The organism is Roseovarius sp. JB2-10, assembly GCF_055693585.1.
The window spans coordinates 2831384-2855834 of the sequence record NZ_CM146337.1; the positions used below are offsets into that span (position 1 = coordinate 2831384).

25 protein-coding genes are annotated in these 24451 nt (G+C 58.9%); 8 read left to right on the top strand and 17 right to left on the bottom strand.

The features are described from left to right. The first annotated feature begins 6 nt into the window (after window positions 1-6). The 3 genes from zwf to pgi are packed head-to-tail and all read left to right on the top strand — an operon-like array spanning window position 7 to window position 3743. A complete protein-coding gene (gene zwf / locus ACZ1HJ_RS14220; protein ID WP_472719311.1) occupies window positions 7-1461 on the top strand; it encodes a glucose-6-phosphate dehydrogenase in 1455 nt (484 codons plus the stop codon). Continuing rightward, entirely contained in the window at window positions 1458-2129 is a 672-nt protein-coding gene (gene pgl / locus ACZ1HJ_RS14225) for a 6-phosphogluconolactonase (protein ID WP_472719312.1), read from the top strand. The genes zwf and pgl overlap by 4 nt, the downstream gene beginning before the upstream one ends. 9 nt (window positions 2130-2138) lie before the next feature. Beyond that, the gene (pgi, locus tag ACZ1HJ_RS14230) at window positions 2139-3743 is read left to right on the top strand and encodes a glucose-6-phosphate isomerase (protein WP_472719313.1); all 1605 of its coding nucleotides are present in this window, start codon (window positions 2139-2141) and stop codon (window positions 3741-3743) included. 148 nt (window positions 3744-3891) lie between these two features. Here pgi and ACZ1HJ_RS14235 read toward each other — a convergent pair whose 3' ends face one another. Both ACZ1HJ_RS14235 and ACZ1HJ_RS14240 read right to left on the bottom strand, forming a co-directional pair. Then, the gene (locus tag ACZ1HJ_RS14235; RefSeq protein WP_472719314.1) at window positions 3892-4443 is read right to left on the bottom strand and encodes a fasciclin domain-containing protein; all 552 of its coding nucleotides are present in this window, start codon (window positions 4441-4443) and stop codon (window positions 3892-3894) included. A 110-nt stretch (window positions 4444-4553) separates the two neighbouring features. Then, window positions 4554-4973, bottom strand: coding sequence for a cupin domain-containing protein (locus ACZ1HJ_RS14240; protein WP_472719315.1), 420 nt, complete (start codon window positions 4971-4973; stop codon window positions 4554-4556). 41 nt (window positions 4974-5014) lie between these two features. Here ACZ1HJ_RS14240 and ACZ1HJ_RS14245 point away from each other — a divergent pair, with 41 nt between their 5' ends. Beyond that, window positions 5015-6109: an NAD(P)/FAD-dependent oxidoreductase gene (locus tag ACZ1HJ_RS14245; protein WP_472719316.1), complete on the top strand. Its 1095-nt coding sequence runs from the start codon at window positions 5015-5017 to the stop codon at window positions 6107-6109. Here the strand turns inward: ACZ1HJ_RS14245 and eno are convergent. The 3 genes from eno to ACZ1HJ_RS14260 form a co-directional block, all read right to left on the bottom strand. Then, window positions 6106-7380 (bottom strand): phosphopyruvate hydratase, encoded by a 1275-nt coding sequence (gene eno, locus ACZ1HJ_RS14250; protein ID WP_472719317.1) that lies wholly within the window; start codon window positions 7378-7380, stop codon window positions 6106-6108. The two genes, ACZ1HJ_RS14245 and eno, sit on opposite strands and share 4 nt — an antisense overlap. A gap of 19 nt (window positions 7381-7399) precedes the next feature. Continuing rightward, on the bottom strand, window positions 7400-8356 hold the full coding sequence (locus ACZ1HJ_RS14255; RefSeq protein ID WP_472719318.1) for a DMT family transporter: 957 nt from the start codon (window positions 8354-8356) through the stop codon (window positions 7400-7402). Window positions 8357-8426: 70 nt separating this feature from the next. Then, on the bottom strand, window positions 8427-8855 hold the full coding sequence (locus ACZ1HJ_RS14260) for a Fur family transcriptional regulator (RefSeq protein ID WP_472719319.1): 429 nt from the start codon (window positions 8853-8855) through the stop codon (window positions 8427-8429). A 373-nt stretch (window positions 8856-9228) separates the two neighbouring features. On the opposite strand from ACZ1HJ_RS14260, the gene ACZ1HJ_RS14265 reads away from it, so the two are divergent. Beyond that, entirely contained in the window at window positions 9229-10578 is a 1350-nt protein-coding gene (locus ACZ1HJ_RS14265) for a DEAD/DEAH box helicase (RefSeq protein WP_472719320.1), read from the top strand. A gap of 57 nt (window positions 10579-10635) precedes the next feature. On the opposite strand, the gene ACZ1HJ_RS14270 is transcribed toward ACZ1HJ_RS14265, so the two are convergent. The 5 genes from ACZ1HJ_RS14270 to ACZ1HJ_RS14290 form a co-directional block, all read right to left on the bottom strand. Beyond that, a complete protein-coding gene (locus tag ACZ1HJ_RS14270; protein WP_472719321.1) occupies window positions 10636-11502 on the bottom strand; it encodes a DUF533 domain-containing protein in 867 nt (288 codons plus the stop codon). A gap of 110 nt (window positions 11503-11612) precedes the next feature. Beyond that, on the bottom strand, window positions 11613-12860 hold the full coding sequence (locus ACZ1HJ_RS14275; protein WP_472719322.1) for a cation:proton antiporter: 1248 nt from the start codon (window positions 12858-12860) through the stop codon (window positions 11613-11615). Between the two features lie 81 nt (window positions 12861-12941). Next, window positions 12942-14363: a protein adenylyltransferase SelO gene (locus ACZ1HJ_RS14280; RefSeq protein WP_472719323.1), complete on the bottom strand. Its 1422-nt coding sequence runs from the start codon at window positions 14361-14363 to the stop codon at window positions 12942-12944. Window position 14364: 1 nt separating this feature from the next. Further along, window positions 14365-14811, bottom strand: a complete 447-nt coding sequence (locus ACZ1HJ_RS14285; protein ID WP_472719324.1) for a GNAT family N-acetyltransferase — start codon at window positions 14809-14811, stop codon at window positions 14365-14367. Beyond that, window positions 14808-15749 carry a nucleoside hydrolase gene (locus tag ACZ1HJ_RS14290; RefSeq protein ID WP_472719325.1) on the bottom strand — a complete coding sequence of 314 codons (942 nt, stop codon included), beginning with the start codon at window positions 15747-15749 and terminating at the stop codon, window positions 14808-14810. The genes ACZ1HJ_RS14285 and ACZ1HJ_RS14290 overlap by 4 nt, the downstream gene beginning before the upstream one ends. A gap of 178 nt (window positions 15750-15927) precedes the next feature. Here ACZ1HJ_RS14290 and ACZ1HJ_RS14295 point away from each other — a divergent pair, with 178 nt between their 5' ends. Beyond that, on the top strand, window positions 15928-16821 hold the full coding sequence (locus ACZ1HJ_RS14295) for a dimethylarginine dimethylaminohydrolase family protein (protein WP_472719326.1): 894 nt from the start codon (window positions 15928-15930) through the stop codon (window positions 16819-16821). Between the two features lie 18 nt (window positions 16822-16839). Here ACZ1HJ_RS14295 and ACZ1HJ_RS14300 read toward each other — a convergent pair whose 3' ends face one another. Together ACZ1HJ_RS14300 and ACZ1HJ_RS14305 are read right to left on the bottom strand one after the other, a co-directional pair. After that, window positions 16840-17421 (bottom strand): retropepsin-like aspartic protease family protein, encoded by a 582-nt coding sequence (locus tag ACZ1HJ_RS14300; protein ID WP_472719327.1) that lies wholly within the window; start codon window positions 17419-17421, stop codon window positions 16840-16842. Between the two features lie 57 nt (window positions 17422-17478). After that, a complete protein-coding gene (locus ACZ1HJ_RS14305; RefSeq protein WP_472719328.1) occupies window positions 17479-18096 on the bottom strand; it encodes a MarC family protein in 618 nt (205 codons plus the stop codon). A 147-nt stretch (window positions 18097-18243) separates the two neighbouring features. On the opposite strand from ACZ1HJ_RS14305, the gene ACZ1HJ_RS14310 reads away from it, so the two are divergent. Next, window positions 18244-19041, top strand: a complete 798-nt coding sequence (locus ACZ1HJ_RS14310) for a metallophosphoesterase (RefSeq protein ID WP_472719329.1) — start codon at window positions 18244-18246, stop codon at window positions 19039-19041. Here ACZ1HJ_RS14310 and ACZ1HJ_RS14315 read toward each other — a convergent pair. From ACZ1HJ_RS14315 to ACZ1HJ_RS14325, 3 genes are all read right to left on the bottom strand, one after another. Beyond that, window positions 19022-19552 carry an OmpH/Skp family outer membrane protein gene (locus ACZ1HJ_RS14315; RefSeq protein ID WP_472719330.1) on the bottom strand — a complete coding sequence of 177 codons (531 nt, stop codon included), beginning with the start codon at window positions 19550-19552 and terminating at the stop codon, window positions 19022-19024. The genes ACZ1HJ_RS14310 and ACZ1HJ_RS14315 overlap by 20 nt on opposite strands. Before the next feature lie 64 nt (window positions 19553-19616). Next, complete coding sequence (locus tag ACZ1HJ_RS14320) at window positions 19617-21470, bottom strand: ABC-F family ATP-binding cassette domain-containing protein (protein ID WP_472719331.1); 1854 nt, start codon at window positions 21468-21470, stop codon at window positions 19617-19619. Between the two features lie 46 nt (window positions 21471-21516). Beyond that, window positions 21517-21798 carry a hypothetical protein gene (locus ACZ1HJ_RS14325; protein ID WP_472719332.1) on the bottom strand — a complete coding sequence of 94 codons (282 nt, stop codon included), beginning with the start codon at window positions 21796-21798 and terminating at the stop codon, window positions 21517-21519. A 174-nt stretch (window positions 21799-21972) separates the two neighbouring features. Between ACZ1HJ_RS14325 and ndk the strand changes: the two genes are divergently transcribed. Further along, a complete protein-coding gene (gene ndk / locus ACZ1HJ_RS14330) occupies window positions 21973-22395 on the top strand; it encodes a nucleoside-diphosphate kinase (protein ID WP_472719333.1) in 423 nt (140 codons plus the stop codon). Window positions 22396-22449: 54 nt separating this feature from the next. Here ndk and ACZ1HJ_RS14335 read toward each other — a convergent pair whose 3' ends face one another. Continuing rightward, window positions 22450-22857 (bottom strand): DUF4112 domain-containing protein, encoded by a 408-nt coding sequence (locus ACZ1HJ_RS14335; protein WP_472719334.1) that lies wholly within the window; start codon window positions 22855-22857, stop codon window positions 22450-22452. 597 nt (window positions 22858-23454) lie between these two features. After that, entirely contained in the window at window positions 23455-24429 is a 975-nt protein-coding gene (locus tag ACZ1HJ_RS14340; protein WP_472719335.1) for an arginase family protein, read from the bottom strand. Window positions 24430-24451: the final 22 nt, after the last annotated feature.

The following is a 24451-nucleotide window of genomic DNA, read 5'->3' on the forward strand; positions in this document are numbered from 1 at the left end:
TTTGTCATGGTATCGCGCACAATTCCGGTTGAACCGGCGGATCTGGTCATCATCGGCGGCACGGGTGATCTGGCGCGCCGCAAGATTTTGCCTGCGCTGTTCCGTCGGTTTTGTGCGGGACAGATCGGAAACGATTCGCGTGTCATCGGCGCGTCGCGCACGGACATGGACCTCAAGGCCTACCAATCGTTTGTCTCCGACGCGATTGCCGAGTTTTCGGAAAAAGAGGATTGCGACGTGGGGCGGCTGGATGATTTTCTGGCCATGCTGCATTACGTCACGCTAGACGCCAAGGGTACGACCGGCTGGAAGGCGCTTGCCAAACTGGTCAAATCCGACCGCATTCATGCCTATTACTTTTCCGTCGGTCCAAGCCTCTTTGGCGATCTGGCCGAGCGGCTGCACAAGTACGGGCTGGCCGATGCCGATGCCCGCATCGTGGTCGAAAAACCTTTTGGTCGTGATCTAAAATCCGCACAGGAGCTGAACCGGGTGCTGGCGCTGCATTTCGATGAGACGCAGATTTACCGGATTGACCATTATCTGGGCAAGGAAACCGTACAAAACCTGATGGCCGTGCGCTTTGGCAACATGCTCTTTGAGCCGCTCTGGAACAGCCAATATGTTGACCATATCCAGATTACCGTCGCCGAGGAGGTCGGTGTGGGCACGCGTGGTGGCTATTACGACCGGTCCGGTGCCATGCGTGACATGGTGCAAAACCACCTGATGCAGCTTTTGTGCTTGATTGCGATGGAGCCGCCCGCCAAGTTTGACCCCCATGCGGTCCGCGACGAAAAGCTGAAGGTCATTCGTGCGCTGGATCCGGTCAAGGCGGAAAACATCGTGCGCGGCCAGTATGAGGGCAATGGCAAGCGACCCGGCTATCGCAATCAGGTGGAAAACCGTGACAGCACGACCGAGACATTTGTGGCCCTCAAGGCGCATGTCAGCAATTGGCGGTGGGCCGGCACACCGTTTTACCTGCGCACGGGCAAACGGCTGAAAGAACGCGCCAGTGAGATCGCGGTTGTGTTCAAGGACACGCCGCATTCGATCTTTGACGAGGATGCGGGCGGGCATCGCAATATCCTGACCATCAAACTGCAACCCAATGAAGGCATTGAACTGGGCGTGACCATCAAGGAGCCGGGTCCGGGCGGCATGCGTCTGGTGGATGTACCGCTCGACATGACATTCGCCGAAGTTCTGGGGCCGGATGACGCCGATTTTCCGGATGCCTATGAGCGGTTGATCATGGACGTGATCCGCGGCAATCAGACCCTCTTTATGCGAGGCGATGAGGTCGAGGCCGCCTGGGCCTGGACCGATCCGATCATTGAGGCGTGGAAGGACAGCCGGGATTTGCCCATTGCCTATTCAACCGGTGGATCCGGTCCGGATGACGGTCTGATGCTAATGCACCGGGATGGCCGACGCTGGCGTGAGATCAAGGCATGACACTCACCGAATATGCAGACCGCGAGATGATGGCGATCAATCTGGCCAACCTGCTGGCCGGTGAACTACGCGCCACGCTGGAACATGAAGAACGCGCGTTGTTCGTGGTGCCCGGCGGCACAACTCCCGGCCCGATTTTTGACGGGCTGTGCGATGTCGATATCGATTGGGCCCGTGTCGATGTGCTCTTGAGCGATGAACGATGGGTCTCGGAAGACCATGACCGATCCAACACGCGCCTGATCCGTGAGCGCCTTTTGACCGGACGGGCGGCCGGGGCCAATTACCTGCCGCTCTATGCCGCCACGGACACGCCGGAAGACGCATTGGAGGATATCAACGCCGGGATTGAGCCGCATTTGCCGATATCGGTGCTGCTTCTGGGGATGGGGGCGGATATGCACACGGCCTCGCTGTTTCCGGGCGCAGATGGGCTTGGCACGGCGCTTGAACGCGACGCACCTGCGGTGGTGCCGATGCGGGGTGGCGGCGCACCTGAGCCCCGTGTCAGCCTGTCGGCGCGGGCGCTCAACACGGCCATCACCAAACATATGGTGATCACGGGCGCAGATAAGCGAGACGCATTGGAACGCGCCCGCACGATGGCCCCGACCGATGCGCCCGTTGCAGCGATTTTGGCCGGAACCAATGTGCATTGGGCAGAATAGGATTTGACGATGTGGGATGAGTTGAAAGGGTTGGCCGACCGGGCGCAACAGGGCGATATGCTGGCGCTCTTTGACGATCAGAACCGGCCCGAAGATTTTTCCGTGCGGTTTGACGGGATGTTGTTTGACTATTCCAAAACGTACCTGACCGCACCCGCCCGCAGCGCGCTGACCGATCTGGCCCGGTCCCGTGGGGTGGCCGAAGCCCGCGCGGCGATGTTCAGCGGCAAGGTGATCAATCAGACCGAGGGGCGCGAGGTCCTGCATACGGCGCTGCGAAACCTCTCAGGCGATGCTGTCATGGTCGATGGTACGGATGTCATTCCAGGTGTGCGGCAGGCACTGGCGCGGATTGAGGCCTTTGTCGAAGACGTGCGGCGTGGCACGTTCAAGGGCGCGGGGGGCGCAATCACGGATGTGGTGAATATTGGCATTGGCGGTTCGCATCTGGGCCCTGAAATGGGCACATTGGCCATGGCGCCGTACCATGACGGGCCACGGTGCCATTTCGTTTCCAATGTGGATGGCGCAGACATCACCGACACGCTCAAGGGGCTCAATCCGACCACCACTTTGGTGATCGTGGCGTCCAAAACCTTCACGACAATCGAAACCATCATCAATGCCCAAACCGCGCGGGATTGGATGGCAAAATCCGTCGCAACCCCCGCAGATCAGTTTGTGGCCGTGTCGACAGCACTGGATAAAACCGCCGACTTCGGCATCGCGCCGGAACGGGTTTTCGGGTTCGAGGATTGGGTAGGTGGCCGGTATTCGATGTGGGGGCCCATTGGCTTGCCTTTGATGCTGGCCATGGGTGCCGAGAATTTCCGCGCCTTTTTGGCCGGGGCCGAAGCAATGGATACCCATTTCCGCGAGGCACCGCTGGAGCGGAACATGCCGGTGATGCTGGCCTTGGTAGGCATGTGGCATCATCAGGTCTGCTGTCATGCGACCCGTGCTGTTTTACCCTATGATCAACGGCTGTCGCGCCTGCCGGCGTATTTTCAGCAGCTTGAAATGGAATCGAATGGCAAGCGTGTCACCATGGATGGCACACCGATCGACGGACCCTCCGGTCCCGTGGTCTGGGGCGAGCCGGGCACCAACGGTCAACACGCGTTTTACCAGTTGATCCATCAAGGCACAGACGTCGTTCCCTGCGAATTCATGGTTGCGGCGCGCGGGCACGAGCCCGCTCTGGCGCATCATCATCGCTTGTTGGTGGCCAATTGTCTGGCGCAATCCGAAGCGTTGATGCGTGGCAGGTCGCTGGAAACGGCCCGGCAGATGATGGCGGAAAAAGGCTTGGCCGGGGCAGAGCTGGAGCGGCAGGCGGCACATCGCGTCTTTCCGGGAAACCGCCCGTCGACGACATTGATCTACGATCAGCTCAGCCCACGACGGCTCGGCCAGATCATCGCGCTCTACGAACATCGCGTTTTTGTCGAAGGGGTGATCCTGGGCCTGAATTCCTTCGATCAATGGGGTGTGGAATTGGGCAAAGTCCTGGCGGTTGAATTGGAGCCTGTGCTGCGCGGTGCAGCGGCAGGGACCGACAAGGACGGCTCAACCCGGCAACTCGTTACATTCGTACAAGATTTACAGGGCTGAGCCGCCTTGCGTCCGCGCCGATCTTGCGCGGACAGGGTGGGCGACCCGGAAATCTGAACACGGCAACTCATACCCCCTTGGCCATATCGCCCACCCGTTCCGGGAACGCACGGGGGTACGTCCCGGAATGGCGCTGTTACGTGAGTGGTTACTTGGGCACGAGCACCGAATTGACGACGTGGATCACGCCATTGGACTGGTCGACATCGGCGATGGTGACCTTGGAAGCGTTGCCGGACTCGTCATAAATATAGACATTGCCGCCTTTGACCTGCGCCGAAAGGGCATCGCCCGACACGGCGTTGAAATGATAAAAGCCATCGCTGCTTTTGCGCGCGGCTTCGGCGATTTGTGCGGCAGACCAATCACCCGCAACCACGTGCGCGGTCAGGACCTTTTGCAGCATCGCCTTATTTTCGGGCTTGAGCAACGTTTCGACAGTGCCCGCGGGCAGGGCAGCAAAGGCATCGTTCACGGGTGCAAACACGGTAAACGGTCCGTCTGAATTCAGCGTATCCACCAAATCCGCGGCCTTCACGGCAGCCACCAGCGTGGTGTGGTTCGCCGAATTCACGGCGTTCTCAACGATGGTTTTTTCTTCGTACATCGGCGCGCCACCGACATCGGGGTTTGCGGCCAATGCGGCTCCGGCCAGAGCGGTCAGGGCAGTTGTGAGCAGGATCTGTTGTGTACGTTTCATATGTCTTTCCTCTGATTGTCGCGCCCGGTTGTCGGGCTGTGTGATGACAGTCACGCGGGAAAGGCAGGATTAGTTTCAGGAATTTTAAACTATTTTCTACCGATCTGAAATCAAACGGGAATATCAAACCCATCTTGGGCGATTTCAAAGTGTTCAAACTGGAAACCAGGTGACACGGTGCAGCCCACAAGGGTGTAATCCCCGGTGCAACGGGCGCGTTGCCAATGCCCGGGCGGGATGATCACCTGCGGATGTTGCCCCTGCAACAAATCCGGGCCGAGGACGTGTTTGCTGGCCGGTCCCTGATCCGTTGCAGCGGTAAACAATTCAAGCGGATCGCCGGAATAGAAATGCCAGATTTCAGCCGTATCCACCCGGTGCCAGCGATTGTTTTCCCCGCCTTGCAACAGGAAATAGATGCAGGTGCCTGGCGGGCGCCCCGGCCCCTCAGCCACCCATGTTTCGCGGTAATGCCCGCCCTCGGGGTGCGGCAGGAGCTGAAGGTGATTGATTATGTCTTGTGCGGTCATTTTCCAAAGGTATCGTGCGGTGAAACCAAGGGAAAGAGCACATGTCGGCACAGACGGTCATCATTGTGGGCGCGGGGTTGATTGGTGCATCCGTGGCCTACCAATTGTCGAAAACCGGGGCGCAGGTGCGTGTTCTGGACGCGCATCAACCGGCGAGCGGCGCATCCGGACATTCCTTTGGGTGGATCAACGCGAGTTTCTATCTGGATGAGACGCATCACCACCTGCGCGCTGAAGGCATCAACGCGTGGCGACGTTTGCATGCGGAGCAGCCGGATTTGAGCGTGTCATGGCCCGGGTGTCTGTGGTGGGAAGAGCAGGGCGCAGGGTTGAAAAAGATGCAAGCCGATCTGAGCGCGTTTAAGTATCCCGTTGAACATATTGATAAGGGTGCATTTTCGAGGATTGCGCCAGCCATTGGGGATGGACGGATCGAAGCGCTTTTGTTTCCGGCGGAGGGTGTAGGAGAACCCCATAAGTTAACGGCTGAACTGTTGGAGCACGCCAAGGCCCGCGGCGCTGAGGTGTTCCTGGGGTGCGATGTGACAGGGTTTGAATTGCGCGGGGAGCGGGTTGTGGGCGTTCAAACTGCGCAAGGGTCAATGCACGCCGATACGGTCATTGTCGCGGCAGGGAACGGCAGCGCCGGGCTTTTGCGCGATGTTGATGTGGCTTTGCCGATGCTTAAACGGCCCGGGGCACTGATGCGCACGCGGCCTCTACCGCCGCTTCTGGATCACGTCATGGTCAGTCCGGAGCTGGAATTCAGACAAGACCCGACCGGGCGCATTATCGCGCCCACGTCCGCGGCACATCAGGCGGACAACCGTGAGGAATTGCCACATGCCCCGCATGCCTTGGCTCAGGATACGTTGCGGCGGCTGTGTGCGCTGATGCCCAAGGCGAAACTGGAACTGGAGGAAATTGCCGTGGCCTATCGTCCGGTTCCGGCGGATGGCTTGCCTGCCGTCGGGGTGTGCGGGCCGCAAGGCCTCTACCTCGCGGTGATGCATAGCGGGGTCACGTTGGGGGCGTTGATGGGCGAATTGATTGCGCGGGAGGTCATCGACGGCAGCAATGCCGCGCAATTGACCCCCTACAGGCCGCAACGTTTCAACGCGAATACGCGGTCTTAGCGCAGAATTGACCGCCCGGCATATTCTGCGGTTTCACCCAATGCTTCTTCGATGCGGATCAACTGGTTGTACTTGGCCAGCCGATCCGAACGCGCCAGAGATCCGGTTTTGATCTGGCCGCAATTGGTGGCCACTGCCAGATCCGCAATCGTGGCGTCCTCGGTCTCGCCCGACCGGTGCGACATCACGTTAGTCATGCGCGCGCGGTGCGCCATATCAACGGCCTTGAGGGTCTCGGTCAGGCTGCCGATCTGGTTGACCTTGACCAGCATCGAATTGGCAGCACCCCGTTCAATGCCCTCGGCAAGACGGGTTGGGTTGGTGACAAAAAGGTCATCACCGACCAATTGTACCTTGTCGCCAATCGCTGCGGTCAGGGCGGTCCACCCATCCCAGTCATCTTCGGACATGCCATCTTCGATGGAGATGATCGGGTAGTCGTTCACCAGCGCTTCAAGGTAGCTGACATTTTCGTCCGATGACAGGGATTTCCCTTCCCCTGCAAAGACATACTTGCCATCTTTGAAGTATTCGGTCGCCGCACAGTCAAGTGCCAGATAGATATCTGCACCCGCCTTGTATCCGGCCTTGTCGATGGATTTCAGAATGAAATCCAATGCTTCGCGCGTGGACGCGATATTGGGGGCAAACCCGCCTTCGTCGCCGATGCCTGTCGACAAGCCCGCTGCGGTCAGCTCTTTTTTGAGCGTGTGGAAGACTTCGGCGCCCATGCGTACGGCGTCGCGGATATTGCCCGCGCTGACGGGCATGATCATGAATTCCTGAATGTCGATCGGGTTATCGGCATGTTCGCCCCCATTGATGATGTTCATCATCGGCACGGGCAAAACGCGGGCCGAGGTGCCGCCGACATAGCGGAAAAGCGGTTGCGCCGAAAAATCAGCGGCCGCTTTGGCGCAGGCCAGGCTGACGCCCAGGATCGCATTGGCCCCCAGGCGGCCTTTGTTGGGTGTGCCGTCCAGCTCGATCATGGCCATGTCGACGCCCACCTGTTCGGTGGCGTCCATACCCAGTAAATCTTCGGCAATCTCGCCATTCACGGCCGCCACGGCTTCCAGCACGCCTTTGCCCATGTAGCGCGCCTTGTCACCATCGCGTTTTTCAACGGCTTCATGCGCGCCGGTGGACGCGCCAGACGGCACCGCCGCCCGTCCCATTGTGCCATCCTCCAGGATCACATCGACTTCGACCGTCGGATTGCCCCGGCTGTCCAGAATTTCGCGCGCGTGAATGTCGATGATGGTGCTCATGGTCGGTCCCTCGGAGGTGTCAGATTTTGGCGCTGTAATAGCAGGTGGGGCAGGAATGTAAATGTGTAATGTTAGCGCTAACGCAAAACCAGTGTAACGTTACCCTGCCAGAGATTCTGTTCTGCAGCTTTCGTTCGCGCAGAATGGAATAAAGCCCGCTTGCAATGATCAGCGCCGCCCCGGTGTAGGTCAGCCAATCGGGTTGTTCGCCAAAGATCATGATCCCGATGATCAGCGAGAAGATCAGCCGTGTGTAGCGAAAGGGTGTGACGGATGAGACGTCACCAATGCGCATGGCCGCAACAATCGCATAATACCCCAGAACGCCAAAAAAGATCGTGCCGCTGAGGTGAAGCCAGTTGAGCGGGGTAGGGCGCGTCGCCCCGCCGTTGATGCCAAGCAGGATCAGACCGATCAGAATGACGGTGGCAAAGGCATATCCGGACAACTGCATCGAAGACACGCTGGACGGAATGGCACGTGTCGACAGATCGCGCAGCGCCAGTCCGGCCACGCCGATCACGGCAAAAAGTGATGCAGGTTGAAACCCGTCGAGACCGGGGCGGATGATCATCAGCACCCCGAAGAAGCCCACAAAAATCGCGCCCCATCGGCGCCAGCCTACCTGCTCACCCATAAAGAGCGCGGCGCCAAGAGTGACGCACAGGGGCGTGGCCTGCAGGATGGCCGCAACAGAAGACAGCGGGATGAGCGTGAGCGCGGTAATGTACCCAAACGCGGCCACCAGCTCACCCAGGTTGCGCAGCATGACAGAGCCGATGAAGACATCGCGTGAAAAGAAACTGTCGCGTTGCCAGAGGCTGGCCGCGCCAAAGATCAGCGTGCCACCAATGCCCATCATGACAAGGATTTGCCCGACCGGCAGATTGGCCGAGAGCAGTTTGACGAAAGTGTCTTCCAGCGCGAACCCGGCCATGGCCAGTACCATCAGGGCGCTGCCGCGAATATTGTCCATGCCTGCCTCGGGGTGGTTTCAGACTACAGGCCTACGCCTGTGGCACCGCTTTGACAAGCGGCCATCCACCCTAGTCTTTCTTGAGCCGAACCCCGTAGAGTTCAAGCTTGTGCCCCTTCAGCTCATACCCCAGTTTCGCCGCGATCTTTTCCTGCAATGCCTCGATGTCCGGATCAACGAATTCGATCACGTCGCCGGTGTGCATATCAATCAGATGATCGTGATGCGCGCGGGTTGCGTCTTCATACCGGGTGCGGCCATCGCCAAACCGCCCACCGCCAAATTGAACGGTGTCAATAATGCCGGCCTCCTCAAACAGCTTCACGGTCTGAAACACCGTGGCCACGGTGATGCTGGGATCCTGTGCCAGGGCGCGTTCATGCAGCACTTCGACATCGGGGTGATCTTTCGCGGCCTCAAGCACCTCGGCAATGAGCATGCGCTGCGGTGTCATCTGCAGGCCTTTTTGCGCGCAACGCTGTGTGATCGTATCGGTCATCTCTGGCCCTTGTCTCTCATCCGCAGGGTGGATAGCGGGAATATGCACCATTTTCCAGACATCTTGACGCATCATGTTGACTTTAAAGGCTGAACACCTCATGTAGCCACCAACCGACGTTTCCTGCCGCGTGAGCAGACGCGCGCCTGATCAAGTCCGAAATCGGACAGGCGCACAAAGATAAGCGGAATGTCGAGCGATTGATCCCAAAATCACGCGTGGGGCCAGACGTCTGATCGGCCAGAGCGCAATGTTGCGTGCCGGTGAGGATGCAGGCGTAACCACGAGAGCGACCCCGATGGCCATATGGCGCGGGGTTGAATGTTATGTTTTCGCATGTGCCATCGGGGCGATGCGATCCGAAAGGAACGAAGTGAATTTATTTGCAGAAATGGGGCTTCCGGCCCCGCTGGTCAAGAAACTGACCGCCATGGGCATCGAAGAGCCGACGCCGATCCAGACCCATGCAATCCCGCATGCGCTTGATGGCCATGATGTTATGGGCCTGGCCCAGACGGGTACCGGCAAGACGGCGGCCTTTGGGTTGCCGCTGTTGGCGCAGCTGATGGAAATGCACGGCAAGCCGGAACCGCGTACCGTGCGCAGCCTGATCCTTGCCCCGACCCGCGAATTGGCGGGTCAGATACGCGACGCGCTATTGCCCATGGTACGTGACACGCCGATCAAGATCGGTGTTGTGGTGGGTGGTGCATCGATCAATGCACAGATCAAACGGCTGGAGCGGGGCACCGATGTGCTGGTGGCGACACCGGGGCGGTTGCTCGACCTGTTGGACCGCCGGGCGATGCGGCTGGATGCGACGCGCTTTCTGGTGCTGGACGAGGCCGATCAGATGCTTGATCTGGGGTTCATCCACGCCCTGCGCAAAATCGCGGATCTTCTGCCGGAAGAGCGTCAGACCATGCTCTTTTCGGCCACCATGCCAAAGCAGATGGAAGAGATTGCCGCAAGCTATCTGACCCATCCAAAGCGCGTGCAGGTCAGCCCTCCGGGCAAGGCCGTGGACAAGATCGAACAGTCGATCCATTTCATCGCCAAGGCGGAAAAGCCCAACCTGCTGATTGAGCTACTGGGCAAACACAGGGATGAACTGGCGCTGGTCTTTGGCCGCACCAAACATGGTTCGGACAAGCTGGCCAAGAAGCTGGAAGCCTCAGGGTTTTCTGTGGCGGCCATTCACGGCAACAAAAGCCAGGGCCAGCGGGATCGTGCACTCAAGGCGTTCCGCGACGGTCAGGTCAAGGTGTTGGTGGCCACGGATGTGGCGGCGCGGGGCCTTGATATTCCTGATGTGAAACATGTCTATAATTTTGATCTGCCCAATGTGCCGGAAAACTATGTGCACCGGATCGGTCGCACCGCGCGTGCCGGCCGTGATGGCATGGCCGTTGCGTTTTGCGCGCCGGATGAAATGGGTGAGTTGAAAGACATCCAGAAAGTGATGGGCCTGTCGATCCCGGTTGCCTCCGGTCGTCCATGGGAGAAGCTGGATGAACCCGGCAAACCCAAAGGGCGCGGTGGTCCACGGCGCCGGTCACGCAAACCTGGTGGCAACAAAGGTCACGCTGGCGGGCAGTCCCGTGACGGGGCCCATGGCGGGCAACCCGGTGGTCAGCACAACGGCAAGCCCGGGGGCCAGAAACCCGGCGGGGGTCGTCCCAATCGACGCCGCCGCAACAAGGCGCCCCGCAAGGCTGCTTAAAAGAAAAACCCGCGGTGAGGTGACCTCTCCGCGGGTTTTTTATTGGGTTGAGCGCAATCAGGCGTAGATGCGTTGCGCACCCAGTTGATCATGAATCGCGTTGATCGCGTCAGGCGTCAGGTTCATCGCGCGGCCAAGCTGATGCAGATATTGCGCCTCGCTTTGGCTGTCGAGGTCGATGCCCATCACCGACATCGCATAGACCTGCTGTTCCAACCCGCGCGGCACGTCATTGGCCAATTCCTCAATGTCCACAGGCCGCCGCATCTCGTTTTGCACAAATGCGCGTTCCTCGGCTGAGACATCGCCCAGACGGTCCATCAGTTTGCCCTGTTCGGCCTGATCGATCTCGCCGTCCGATTTCATCGCCTGGATCATCGCGCGCAGCATGACAGCCGCCATCGCTTCTTGATCATCCGAGGGCTGAACTTCGGGCTCGTCCTGACGGGTGATCGCCTGGTTCAGCAGATCGCCAAAACCGCCGCCACCGGTGCCCGCCTTGGCGGCACCTGCGCCCACAAGACCGCCGAGCAATCCGCCCAGACCGCCGGAGCCACCGCCTTTTTGTACCGCACCGGCCAGACCGCCGAGCAGGTCATTCAGACCGCCACCGCCGCCGGAAGTACCACGTGTCTGTCCGCCCGCAAGCTGTTCGAGAAGACCGCCCAGACCGCCGGCGCCACCCCCTTGAGATGCACCACCACCGGCACCGCCGCCGAGGATCGAACCCAGCATGTCTTCAAGGCCGCCGCCTTGCTGGCCTTGTGGCTGCTGGCGCTGTGGCGAATGTTCACCACCAAAGAGCCCGCCGGATCCCGGACGGCCCTGTGCCTGCGCGCTGCCGCGGCCCTTCATCATGCCGCTGGCCCCCTTTGCCAACGCCACCCCGATGGCCACTTTGGCCAGTGTTTTCATCATACTCATGGTTGTCCTCCCAATATTTCCACGCATCACACTGCCACAGTTTCACACCCTAGCGGCAGGGGAATAGTAGAATATTCGTCTCATCGGTGGAAATGCGCGTGAACGCGTAGTCAGACCAGATCCGGCTCGCGGCCCAGCCGATTGGCCAGTCGACCGACGGTAAGCCCCTGCACAATAATGGAAAATATCACGATGACATAGGTTGCGGTCAGGATGATGGGCTTCCATTCACCTTCCGGCAACGACAGGGCAAGCGCCACGGATATCCCGCCCTTGAGCCCGCCCCATGTCATAATCGGGATCACGCCGGGCGAAAAACTGCGGAAGGGGCGCAGGAGCAGAACCGGGACCGCGACGGCGGTCAGACGACCCACCAACGCAAGCAACAGTGCCAGCACCGCGGCGCGCAGGAATTCCATTTCGAAGGTGACGGCAAAAACCTCGAACCCGATCATCAGGAACAGGACGGCGTTCAGAATTTCATCGATCAGCTTCCAGAACCCGTCGACATATTGGCGGGTTTCTTCGCTCATCCCGAATTTTGTCCCCACGTCGCCGATCAAAAGCCCGGCACAGACCGCCATGATGGGGGCAGAAACATGCAGGTAGACCGCCAGTTCATAGCCACCAAAGGCGAGGCCAAGCGTCAGCAACACTTCGAGTGAATAGTCGTCAATGCGCCGCATGACCCGGAATGTGAGCCAGCCAAGTGCGATGCCCAATGCCGCGCCGCCCAGAGCCTCCTGCACAAAAAGCATGGCCGCATCCGCAAGGCCACTGCCATGATGGTCATCCGCCGGAAAGGCCATGCCGACCAGAACCAGAAAGACCACATAGCCCACACCGTCGTTAAAGAGGCTTTCACCGGCGATCTTGGTTTCAAGCGATTTGGCCAGATTGGCCTCCCGCAGCACGCCCAGAACGGCAACCGGATCCGTGGGCGATATCAGCGCGCCAAAAACCAGCGCAATCATCAGGGGCATGCCGGTGATCCAACTGAAGCCGAACCCCACAACAGCGGTCGACAGACCCACTCCGATCGTGGCCATCAGGAATACCAGCCGCCATTGCGCGCGCAAATCCGAGATTTTGACATGCAATGCCCCGGCAAAAAGCAGCAGCCCCAACATGCCTTCCAGCAATGCATCCGAGAAATCGATGCCGGTGACAATGCTCCGGATCTGATCGGCCATGCCAAGGGCGGGCACCATCATATCAACGGCCAACAGCGCAAAGGACGCCAGCAGCGCCACAATCAGAATGCCGATGGAGGAGGGAAGTTTGAGAAAGAGATAGTTGATGGCACCAAAGGCACCGGCCATCACGATCAATAATGATGCGATTTGCAGAATGTTCATGCCCGCGCCGCCCCCAACTCTTTACCTTGCGCAGGTGCTACCACGCATAACAGGGCAGGGCCAGCCGCAGCAAAAACGGCGTTATGTCCCGCAGAACGTCTCCTGCACCACTTCCGACGGTTCTGGCGGACGTTTCAGATCCGCCGCCTCCGGCGCGTCTGCATAGGGCGTTGCCAGATGTGTGAGCAGACGCTCGAACGGCGCGAAATCACCGTCAACGGCGGCGGCGATCATCTCCTCAATCCGGTGATTGCGAGGAATGAGGCTGGGGTTTGCGGCGCGCATCCGTTGCTTCGGCCCGTCTTCACGGCTCAGCCGGTCACGCCAGGACGTCTCCCATGGGTCAAAGGCCGCAGGGTCAATGAATTGATCGCGCGCCGTACCCTCGGCCAGAGCGCGGAACGTATTGGTGAAATCCGCCTGTTGCGTGGCCATCAGCCGCTGCAGGTCAATGATCATGTCTTCATCGTCTTTGGTTGCGTCCGCCAAGCCGATCTTGCGCCCAAAATGGGCCAGCCAATAGCGATGGATCACATCCGGCATGTCATGCACGGCTTGGGTAAAATCTTCGATCGCGGCCTCGGTATCGGGCATCAAGGGGACCAGAGCCGTGGCCAGTTGCGCCATGTTCCAGACGATAATATTGGCTTGATTTTCATAGGCATAGCGGCCATGCAGATCGATCGAACTGAATTTGGTGCTAGGATGAAAGACATCCATGAAGGCGCAGGGGCCGTAATCAATGGTCTCACCGGAAATAGTGGTATTGTCGGTGTTCATCACACCGTGGATAAAGCCCACGGACATCCAGCGCGCAACCAATTCCGCCTGCCGGTCAATCACGGCCCGCAGAAACGCGCCGGGCTCCTTGATGTCCGGGTAATGCCGCGCTGTGGCGTGATCAAATAGCGTTTGAAGCGCTTCTACATTCCGCCGCGCGGCAAAATACTGAAAAGTGCCGACGCGGATATGGCTGCTGGCCACTCGGGTCAGAACCGCACCGGGCAGGGCGCCAGTCTCTCGCAGAACGGGCTCGCCCGTGGCCACGGCTGCCAAGGCACGGCTGGTGGGTATGCCAAGCGCGTGCATCGCCTCGGACACGACGTATTCGCGTAGAACCGGCCCCAGCCACGCGCGCCCGTCGCCCATGCGCGACCACGGTGTCGGGCCAGACCCTTTCAACTGGATATCGCGGCGCTGTCCATTTTTGTCCACGACCTCGCCCAATAGATTTGCGCGCCCATCCCCCAATTGCGGTGAAAACCCTCCGAACTGGTGCCCGGCATAGGCCTGTGCCAGAGGCTCAGCGCCATCAGGTACAATGGTCCCGGAAAAGACCCGCGCCTGATCTTCGGGTGTGCCCGGCGTCAGGCCCAGCTCCTCGGCCAGCGGCAAATTGAACTGGATCAGGCGGGGTTCTTTAACCGGGCTCGGGTCAAGCCGCGCATAGAACAAATCGGGCAGATGGACATAGCTGTTGTCAAAAGGGATGTGCAGCGACATGTCAGAACTCCCGTGACATCAGCATGTAGTTTGGGTGCGGCTCAAAGCGCAGGCGGGTGTAGAGATCCTGTGCGCGCTTGTTGTCGTGGGCCACCTCCAGATGCAGCGCCTTCAACCCCGCACCGGAAAGCGCCTTGGGCAATTGCCGGAGCACTTCTGAGCCGATGCCCCGTCCGCGTACACCGGGACGGATATAGAACTCATCCAGAAAGCCATCGAGGCCCGCATGGATTATGGACCAGCCGAAACTGATCGCTACATATCCGATGGGCGCACGCGCCGGACCAATCAGGTAAATCGCACCATGCGGGGTGCCTTCCAGCAACGGAAGAACCGCCGCGCGCCGCGCGTCCGGATCCATGGTCAGGCCTTCCTCGTCGTGGAACGCTGTCACAAGGGCAAGGGCTCGGTCGATATCGTCAGATTTGGCAAGATTGAGGGCGGTCACAGCCGGGCCAGCCTTTCCGTCAGCAGATCGAAAAATCCGTCCGCATCAATGCCGCCCATAAAACGCGCATTGGCGGGATGGTCGGTCACGCCCCACCAATCGGCGACGGTCATGCCCAGGGTCAAAGGCGAGGTGGTTTCGATCTGCACATTTATGTCGCGCCCGGTGAAGAGCGCAGGCTGGATCAAATAGGCGATCACACACGGGTCATGCAGCGGCGCGCCGTCCGATCCATATTTCTCGCGGTCATAGCGTTCGAAAAAATCTGTCATCTGCGCCACGGCCGTCCCCACCGGCGTGTCCAACGCGCGAAACGCGTCATTGCGCGGCCGGGTCACAAGGGCCTGATGGGTCACATCCAGCGGCATCACGACGATAGGCACGCCGGAGCGGAACACTTCATCTGCGGCCTGTGGGTCCACATAGATGTTGAATTCCGCGGTCGGGGTGACATTGCCGACCTGAAAATAGGCACCGCCCATCAACACGATTTCCTGCACTTTTTCGACGATATCAGGTGCCTTGGCGAAAGCCGTTGCGATATTTGTCAACGGGCCGATCGGGCAGAGGGTTACTGTGCCGGTCGGATGGGCGCGTAATGTGTCGATGATGAAATCGACCGCGTGCCCATCGGAAAGGGGCATTTGGGGATCTGGCAGGTCCGGACCATCAAGCCCGGTGCGGCCGTGAACATGTTCCGCCGTCACCAACTCACGCCCCAACGGCCGGTCGCACCCCGCATAGACGGGTACATTCGTTTTGCCTGCTAACTCACAGACAATACGCGCATTTTTGGACGTCAGATCAAGAGGGACATTGCCGGCAACGCAGGCAATCCCCAATAGGTCAATCTCCTCAGGGCTGGCGAGTGCCAGCAATAGGGCGATGGCGTCATCCTGGCCGGGATCAGTGTCGATGATAATTTTGCGTGGGGGCATGGGCGTGTCTCTGATGGCTTCGGCAAAACATGGGGGGCGGGGCGCGGAATGTCCACACATGCAATTCGAACAGGCCAGAATTCGCGCGGCTCAACGGGCCTTAACCACGCAATCGTTGAAAAAGACCCGCGGATCATCCACGCTGGCGCAGAGCTGTTCTGGGGAGGAGAGTGCCGGGATGCAAAAACACAATCCATTGTCGCGCGGATGGGGCATCAACAATGACCATGCCAAGCTGAATGACGTGCTCTTGGGGCGCCCCGAATTTTACCGGTGGGTCGAGGCCGGGCCGTTGATCGGGCGGACATTGGCCAATGCGGATAAAACGGGCCATCGGTTCGATCTGCAACTGGCGATGAAGCAACATGCTGAAATGGTTGCGATTTATGAGGAAAACGACGTCACCTGCCATTATCTGGACGCCGATGAAGCATTGCACCGGAATTTCTTTGCCCGCGACAGCTCGGCCATGACGCCCTGGGGGCCGCTGGTATGCCACATGCAGCTCAAATGCCGCCGGGCGGATTATGCGACGGTGATCAAATTCTACCAGGATCACGACATTCCGATCTGGAAATTTGCCACGGCGGGCCACTTCGAAGGCGGTGACTTTAACATCATTGAGCCGGGCCGCGTGTTGATCGGTTATTGCGGTGAGCGGTCCGAAAAAGAAGGCAGCGAGCAAGTGGCCGAATTTGTCCGTGCCGAAGGGTGGGAAGCAGTGGTGGCCCCGATCAGCCGCGAATTTGTGCATATGGACGGTCTGATCGTGCCGCTGGCCGACAAGCTGGCCGTGGCCTGTGTGGATGCAATGGAACCCTGGCTGGTGGAGATCGTTCGCGGTTGGGGTATCGACATCATCGAGGTTGAATACCGCGAGGCCAAGAACTTGGGCGTAAATCTGGTGGCGCTTGGCAATGACAAGGTGTTGTCGATGGCAGGTGCTACGGAGTTGAACGCAAAGATGCGGGCGCGCGGGTTTGAGGTTTATGACCCTGACATGTCGATGTTCACTCTGGGTGGCGGCGGAGTGCATTGCCTCTGTCAGGCCCTGCATCGCGATCCGACCTGAGCTGTCACCGCCCGGCGTTTAGCGGGTCAAAAGCAGCCGATCCCCAGTGATTTCCACGCTGGAATAGCGCTGCAGATAGGTCATGCCCAACAGTGACTGGTCCAGTTCACCCCCATTGACCACGGCGGCCACATCCGTGTCCTGGATCGGCCCGATCGAGACCGTGTCGAGGAAAACAGGCGCAATACTGACCTCACCATTGGCGGTCAGGGCGGTTCCGATGTAGTTCAGATCTTCGGGTGCCAGTCCAACGGCTTCGGCGTCTCTTTTGGTCAGCACGATATCCGTGGCCCCGGTATCGACCACAAAGCGCACCGCTTCCCCATTGACGCTGGCGGTCAGGTAATAATGCCCATCCGGGCTGCGCGGTAATTCGACCTGATTGCCATTGGCGGCAATGCTTTGGCTGGGCGACACGGTTTGTTTGATGTTGTCCCACATGCCGATGGCCGCGATGACACCCACGAATATGAGCCCCCAGATCATCGCCTGTTGCACCACGGTGCTCAGCTTTTCGCGGTTTGACGCCACAAACCAAAACACAACAGCACAGCCCAACATGATCAGATAGACCAGATGTGCGGTGTCAAAATCGTCCATATACGCCTCGGCTTTGTTTCGGATCAGATATAGGGGCTTGGCGCGATTTGCAAAAGGTCAGCCGCCAAAACCGAAGCCTTTGATCCCGTCCAGCACGAATTGCACCGCAAGTGCGGCCAGGAGCATGCCCAACACGCGGGTCAAAACAATGATGCCGGTTTTTCCCAACAGCCGTTCGAAAAATGACGCCGAAAGGAAGCACAGGTAGACCATCAGCAGAACGCTGAGCATGACGCCGACCACAATGCCAAACCCGCTCCAGCCGGTTTGCTGCCCCGAAAGCAGAATGACCGATGTGATCGCCCCGGGGCCGGAAATCAGCGGCACGGCCAGCGGAAAGATGGACGGGTCTTCGTGATCTTCTTCATCAACGCGGTCTTCCCGGCGTTTGCTGCGCCGTTCAAAGAGCATCTCCAGCGCGGTCAGAAAGAGCAACAAGCCCCCGGCAATCCGGAACGCATGCATCGAGATGCCGATAAAGCCCAGCAATTGCTCGCCAAAAGCGGCGAAGCAGATCAACATGATGCCACCGGTAAGACAGGCGCGTAGGGCGATCGCCCGCCGACGCTTCTGGCTCATGCCTTGCGTCAGGGCGAGGAACATCGGTGTCATGCCCGGCGGGTCAATGATGACAAAGAGCGTCACAAAGGCAGTGATCAGAAAGGCGGTGTCCATGCCACATCCCGGATGAAATTCACCTCTCTTGCATCATGGATCAGGCGAAATGCCAAGGGGTGATTTCAATCTGGCTCGTGCGCTTGCGGCGCCCGCACCGGGCGCTAGAGTGCGTAACAGATTATCTCAAAACACACCTGAGGACCCATGACCAAATTGATCTGGCTGACGGATTTGCACTTTGTGGCGGAGGGTTTGGTTCAGAACCACGATCCGCGCCTGCGTACAAGATTGGCCGTCGACTACATCAACCAGCATCATGCCGATGCGCGCTTGTGCGTGATTTCAGGGGATATGGTGGATCGCGCCACACCGGATGATTATGCGGCGCTGCACGACATTCTGGACAAGCTATCGATGCCTGTATTGCCGATGGTGGGCAACCATGACGATCGCGACATGCTCCGGCAGGTTTTTGATACGCCAGCAGATGCCATGCCGGACTTTGTGCAATATGCGATGGATGTCGATGAGTATCTGATCCTCTGTCTGGATACGCTGACACCGGGTCACGATGGCGGGTCATTCTGCGCCGCGCGCCTCGCTTGGCTCAAGGCGCAGATGCAAGCCAATTGCGACAAACCGGTGCTGGTCTTCATGCACCATCCGCCTTTCCGCCTAGGGCTGCCGATGCAAGATCAGGACAGGTTGGTGGACAGCGATGCGCTGCTGGACGCGCTTGCGGCACATCCGAGCGAGGTCCAGCTGTTTCTGGGGCATGTTCACCGTGCCATCAGTGGGCAGGAGCGCGGCCTGCCATTCGCGTCGATGCGGGCGGTTTTGTATCAGGCACCGCCGCCATGGCCCGCGTGGAATTGGGATGATTTCACGCCGGGCAAGGACGCACCCACGCTCGGCGTGATCGAAACCGGGCACCGCTCGGCCCGGCTGCATCATGTGCAGTTTTGCGACTATGCCGATGGGGTTACTTCGACCGGTCGATGACCATCTGCGTGATGTTCACGCGGTCGCCCACCATCAACACGAGGCCTGCCTGCTGGTTCAGGATCAAATCGTAGTCGAACTCTTCCTGAATCGAGACAAAGACCGGTTCGATCTGCTTTTCCATCTCGCGCAGGCCATTGGTCCGGATTTCCTGTGCTTCGCGCTCTTTGGCGGCCCGAAAATCGCGGAGTTCGGTTTGCGCCGCCTCAAACTGGCTTTGCAGGCTGACCAGTTGTGCCTGATCCAACGTGCCGACCCCTTCGGAAATCTGCTTGCGCAAGTCTTCGATCTTGGCACCGCGCTCTTGCGATTGTGCCTGTGCTTCGGTCTGATGCGCCTGCAGCTTCTCGCTCAGCGCCACGCCAGCCGCTGATTGCGCAATCACCTGGTCCATATTGACCACCGCAATCTTGATCGGCGCGTCCTGAGCCGACACGGCGCCCGGTACCGTGGCAAAGCTGATCAGAGTTGCGGCCAGCACCGCGGCAAATGTGAAGGATCGAGGTGTCATGTCATGCTCCTGTCAGGGTCATGCCGCGCCAAGAGGCAAACGGCGTTTGTGCCAACCTAAAGGGTTAATCCCGGGTTTCAACCTGTTCCAGCTTTTCCAGCGCCTTCATCCACAGCGCTTCGGCGCGATCCAGCCCATCCATGACTTCGCTGTATTTCTTTTGCCAGCGGGTGGCCTCAACCACGTTTTCATCATCGTAGATATGCGGGTCCGCCAATTTGTCCGCGATCTTGTCGCGCATCTCGTTGAGCTTCTCGACGCGTTCCTCGCAGCGCCGAACCTCCTGGCGACGCGCCAGAACAACCTCGCGACTGGGGCGTTTTGCAGGCTTAGTCTTGGCGTCGGTCTTGGCGGGCTTGTCAGCCCCCAATAGCAGCGCGCGGTAGCTTTCCAGATCGCCCTCGTAAGGGCTCGCGCCGCCATCTTTGACCAGCCACAACCGATCCGCCACCAATCCCAAAAGATGCATGTCATGACTGACCAGAATGACCGCGCCGGTATAGGCGGTCAGCGCCTCGACCAGAGCTTCGCGGCTTTCGATATCAAGGTGGTTGGTCGGCTCGTCGAGGATCAGAAGATGCGGCGCATCCAGCGTGGCCAGCATCAGGCTGAGTCGCGCCTTTTGCCCGCCCGAAAGCTTGCCCACCAGCGTTTCGGCCTGCTCGGCACCGATGCCAAACCCGCCCAAACGGGCGCGTAGACGGGAAGGGGCCTCATCAGGGCGCAACCGGCGGATATGATCAATCGGTGTTTCGTCGATGTGCAGCTCATCCACCTGATGCTGCGCGAAATACCCGACACGGAGTTTTGAGGAAGAGGTCTTGCGCCCCTGCATCAGGGCCAAACGGTCAGATAGCAGTTTGGAAAGGGTCGATTTGCCCTCACCATTGCGGCCCAGAAGGGCAATGCGATCATCCTGATCGATGCGCAAGTTCAGGCGCGAGAGCACCGGTTTGTCGTCATACCCGATCACGCCGCTTTCGACATGGATGATGGGCGGCGATAGTTCTTCAGGCTCCGGGAAGGTGAAGCGCTTGAGGGCGGCTTCCTTGGGGGATGTGATCGGTTTGAGCTTGGCAATCATCTTGAGGCGCGATTGCGCCTGCACGGCTTTGCTGGCCTTGTAGCGAAAGCGATCCACATAGGATTGCAGATGGGCGCGGCGCGCCTCTTGCTTTTTGGCCTCGGATTCGGCGGCCAGGAGACGCGCGGCCCGGGTTTCCGCGAATGTATCGTAATTGCCCTGGTAAAGCGTCAGTTTGCGGTCTTCCAAATGCAGGATAGAGCCCACCGCGCGGTTCAAAAGGCCGCGATCATGGCTCACGATCAACACGGTGTGCGGGTAGCGCGCCAGGTAGGTTTCAAGCCAGAGCGCACCTTCCAGATCGAGATAGTTGGTCGGTTCGTCCAAAAGCAGCAGGTCAGGCTGCGAAAATAGCACAGCGGCGAGAGCAACGCGCATCCGCCACCCGCCGGAAAAGTCCGAGCAGGGCAGCCGCTGCTCGGCATCCGTGAAACCAAGACCCTTGAGGATCGAGGCGGCGCGTGCCTCGGCTGACCAAGCATCAATATCTGCCAGACGGGTCTGGATATCGGCAATCCGGGTGGCATCGGTGGCGGTATCGGATTCCGCCAGCAGATCGGCACGTTCCGTGTCGGCCGCAAGAACCGTATCAATCAGCGAGACATCGTTGCCTGGCACTTCCTGCGACACGCCGCCAATGCGGGCGCGTTGCGGCAATGAAATATCCCCGGTTTCCAGCGCCAATTCACCGCGGATCAAACGGAAGAGAGTGGTTTTGCCGGTGCCATTGCGGCCGACGATGCCCACCTTGTGGCCCTCGGGGATCGCAGCACTCGCGTGCTCGATCAGAGGGCGGCCAGCAACCGCATAGGATATGTCATTGATCCTCAACATCGCGCCGACCGATGGCGGACCGCCCGGCGCTTGTCAACCACGTCGCTTACTTGAGAACTGACGCGAGGCTATCGGCAGGGAAAGACGCGAACCCAACAAGCGGGCTGTCACCGTCTTCGCTGAAGACAAAGACGTGAATTTCTTCGTGGTTCAGCGTGGCCCGGCAGAACGTGCCTTCTTGCAACAGGCCCTCAGGGCATTGTTCCAGATCGACATGCGGAACAGCCGCTTCAAACTGTTCGTAATTGAGCGGCGCGGCGTCGGGTCCGGCAAGGGCGGTGGTGGCGGTCAGGGCAATCGGCGCCAGGATCAGGATTTTGCGTGTCATGTTGTTTCCTTTCGGGCTTGGGGGTGAGTCGTCGTGCTTCAATTCCTGACAAAAAAAATAAGAAATAAAAAGACCCAATTTTTCCGGTGGCGAAAACCAGCAATCGGGCCTTTCCCCATTGGGGAACCCATGTTATGGGCAGCGCGAGATTTAACTTTTCTGAAAGAGGCTGACATGGCTGTTGAACGCACGCTGAGCATCATCAAACCCGACGCGACCAAACGTAACCTGACTGGCAAGATCAACGCCAAGTTCGAGGACGCGGGTCTCCGCATCGTCGCACAAAAGCGCATCCACCTGACCCCGGCGCAAGCGGGCATGTTCTACGCCGTGCACGCCGAGCGTCCGTTCTATGGCGAGCTGTGCGAGTTCATGGCGTCCGAGCCGGTAGTGGTTCAGGTGCTCGAAGGGGAAGGCGCGATTGCCAAGAACCGCGAAGTCATGGGTGCCACAAACCCTGCCGATGCCGCACCCGGCACGGTCCGCGCAGAATTCGCCGAATCCGTTGGCGAAAACTCGGTTCACGGATCCGACGCGCCGGAAACAGCCGCGGTTGAAATCGCGTATTTCTTCTCCGGTCTGGAGCTGGTGGGATAATCCCACAACCAGTGATTTGAAGAAGGCGGCTGCCAGTGTTGGTGCCGCCTTTTTTTATGCGAAGTACTCTGCCGGTCCGGGATCACCACAGGCGCGGGCCTGGTTCGCGCGCTTTTCAAGATTGCGTTCCAGTAGGGCCACGTTCCGGATGTTGGCGTTATAGGCGATATCAAAAAGGTCACCGATCAACGGAATGGACCCGACAACGAAGTCGATCACCAGATTTCCAGCCATTACAACCTGTGCACCGGGAGTTGCGCCCAACCTGCGCGCCTTCCAAATCACCCAAAGAGCGGGTGCCAGGGCGGCAGCGTCGCCGATGATGGGAATAAATCCCAATAAGTTATCAATACCCACCGTCAGACGCGTGCCCGGAATGCGAAACAACGCGTCGAGCCTTTGGGCCATTTTCTTCAGGTCTCTTAATTCACTGTCCAAATCTTGCTGAAATGTCTCTTTCATACTGTATACATAAGCATACAGAGCGTGAATTTGAAGTTCTGGATAGGCAAAAACGAGAGTTTTCGGTCAAAAAACCGATCTGCATTGCCGTATGGGTGAGTAATTAATCCACACAAGTACAACCAGTTACAGGCTGAAGCTTATGTAGCGGTATCAAGGCAGCCTTGATGCGCGCGGTGCGATACATGCACCAATACTCTTTACGTCAAAACACCGGCCAGGCGTTAAATGCTGGCAAAATCCGTGAAGATCATGGGTTTTGGGTTATGTCCGCCCGGTTGCGGTTGCGCACCCATGCTTGCAGGTGCCTTGTCGTCCTTTACGGGCGGTTGGGGTGAGTTGGCTGATGCCATTGTTCTGCTCCAATTTTCCTGGGGCAGCCATTCAGCCAAGTCGGGCTGAACAGAGCCCTTTACTAAGTACACTTGCAGACAGTGGCTTAAGATTGCGCCAATAGTGCGTCCGAAACCAGACAAGTTTTATTACATGTTTGCAATTCGTTACGAATTTGACACAACTCACGCGACAGTGCATTTCGCGCAAACAGTGTTTTGCCGCGGGAACGCGCGCGCGAAACGAACTTGCGTCAGTTGCCCTTCAAGCGCAATTTTCGGCAATCATTGAGATCATTTCAAACATCACGGCGGCAGCTGTCAAAGCCGTGATATTATTAGGTGAATCCTTGGTGGGCATCATGCAGACCACATCGCCACCGATGACGTTCAACCCTCGTGCGGCGCGCAAAATACCAACCGCTTCATCGATATCAAATCCTTTTTCACCGGGCTCCAGATTGGACACCGCGGGGGCGACCGTAGGGTCCAGACAATCGAGATCAAATGTGATGTAGACGGGCCTGTCACCCAGCACATCGCGGGTTTGAGCGACCACATCGGCCAATCCACGCTGCCGAAATTCGCGCATTGTGACGATATTGTAGCCGTAATCATAAGAGGGCTGGAGCCAGTCCAAGCTGCGCGGATGCCCGCGTAATCCGATCTGCATCGACCGCTTTGGGTCAACCTTGCCCTGATCGGCCAGATAGGCCCCCCAATGGGCGGCGGATTTCTTGGCGCCCAAGAAATGATCGACCTTGGTAAAGACATCCGTGTGGGCATCCAGATGCAGGAAACAGACCGGCTCACCCCCGGCGATCTTGCCGCAGCCCAGGGCCTGAACGATCCCGCCAGTGATCGAATGATCGCCGCCGATGGACACGGGGCGCGCGCCAGCAGCGTCGATTTCGGTATAGAAATCGGTGATCTGCTGGATGCAATCCTCGTTATCATTGGCGCGGGGGAAGGGCACGTCACCCACATCGGCGATCTTGCAGGCGTTCCACGGATCGATCTCAAACACCGAATGCACGCGCCGCTGAACAGCAGACACATGGCGCAGGGCGCGGGGCCCAAGATGCTGATCCCGCTCGGTTGTGCCATTGCCAGTGGAATGGGGCACACCCACAAGGGCAATGTCCTTGCCCTCAGGCCCTTCATTGGGACAGCGGAACATGGTGGGAATGCCCCACCAGTAGAGATTGTCCATCATGGACTTCTGATAGGGATCAGTCATCTTTCCGGTCTCCTTGGCAACG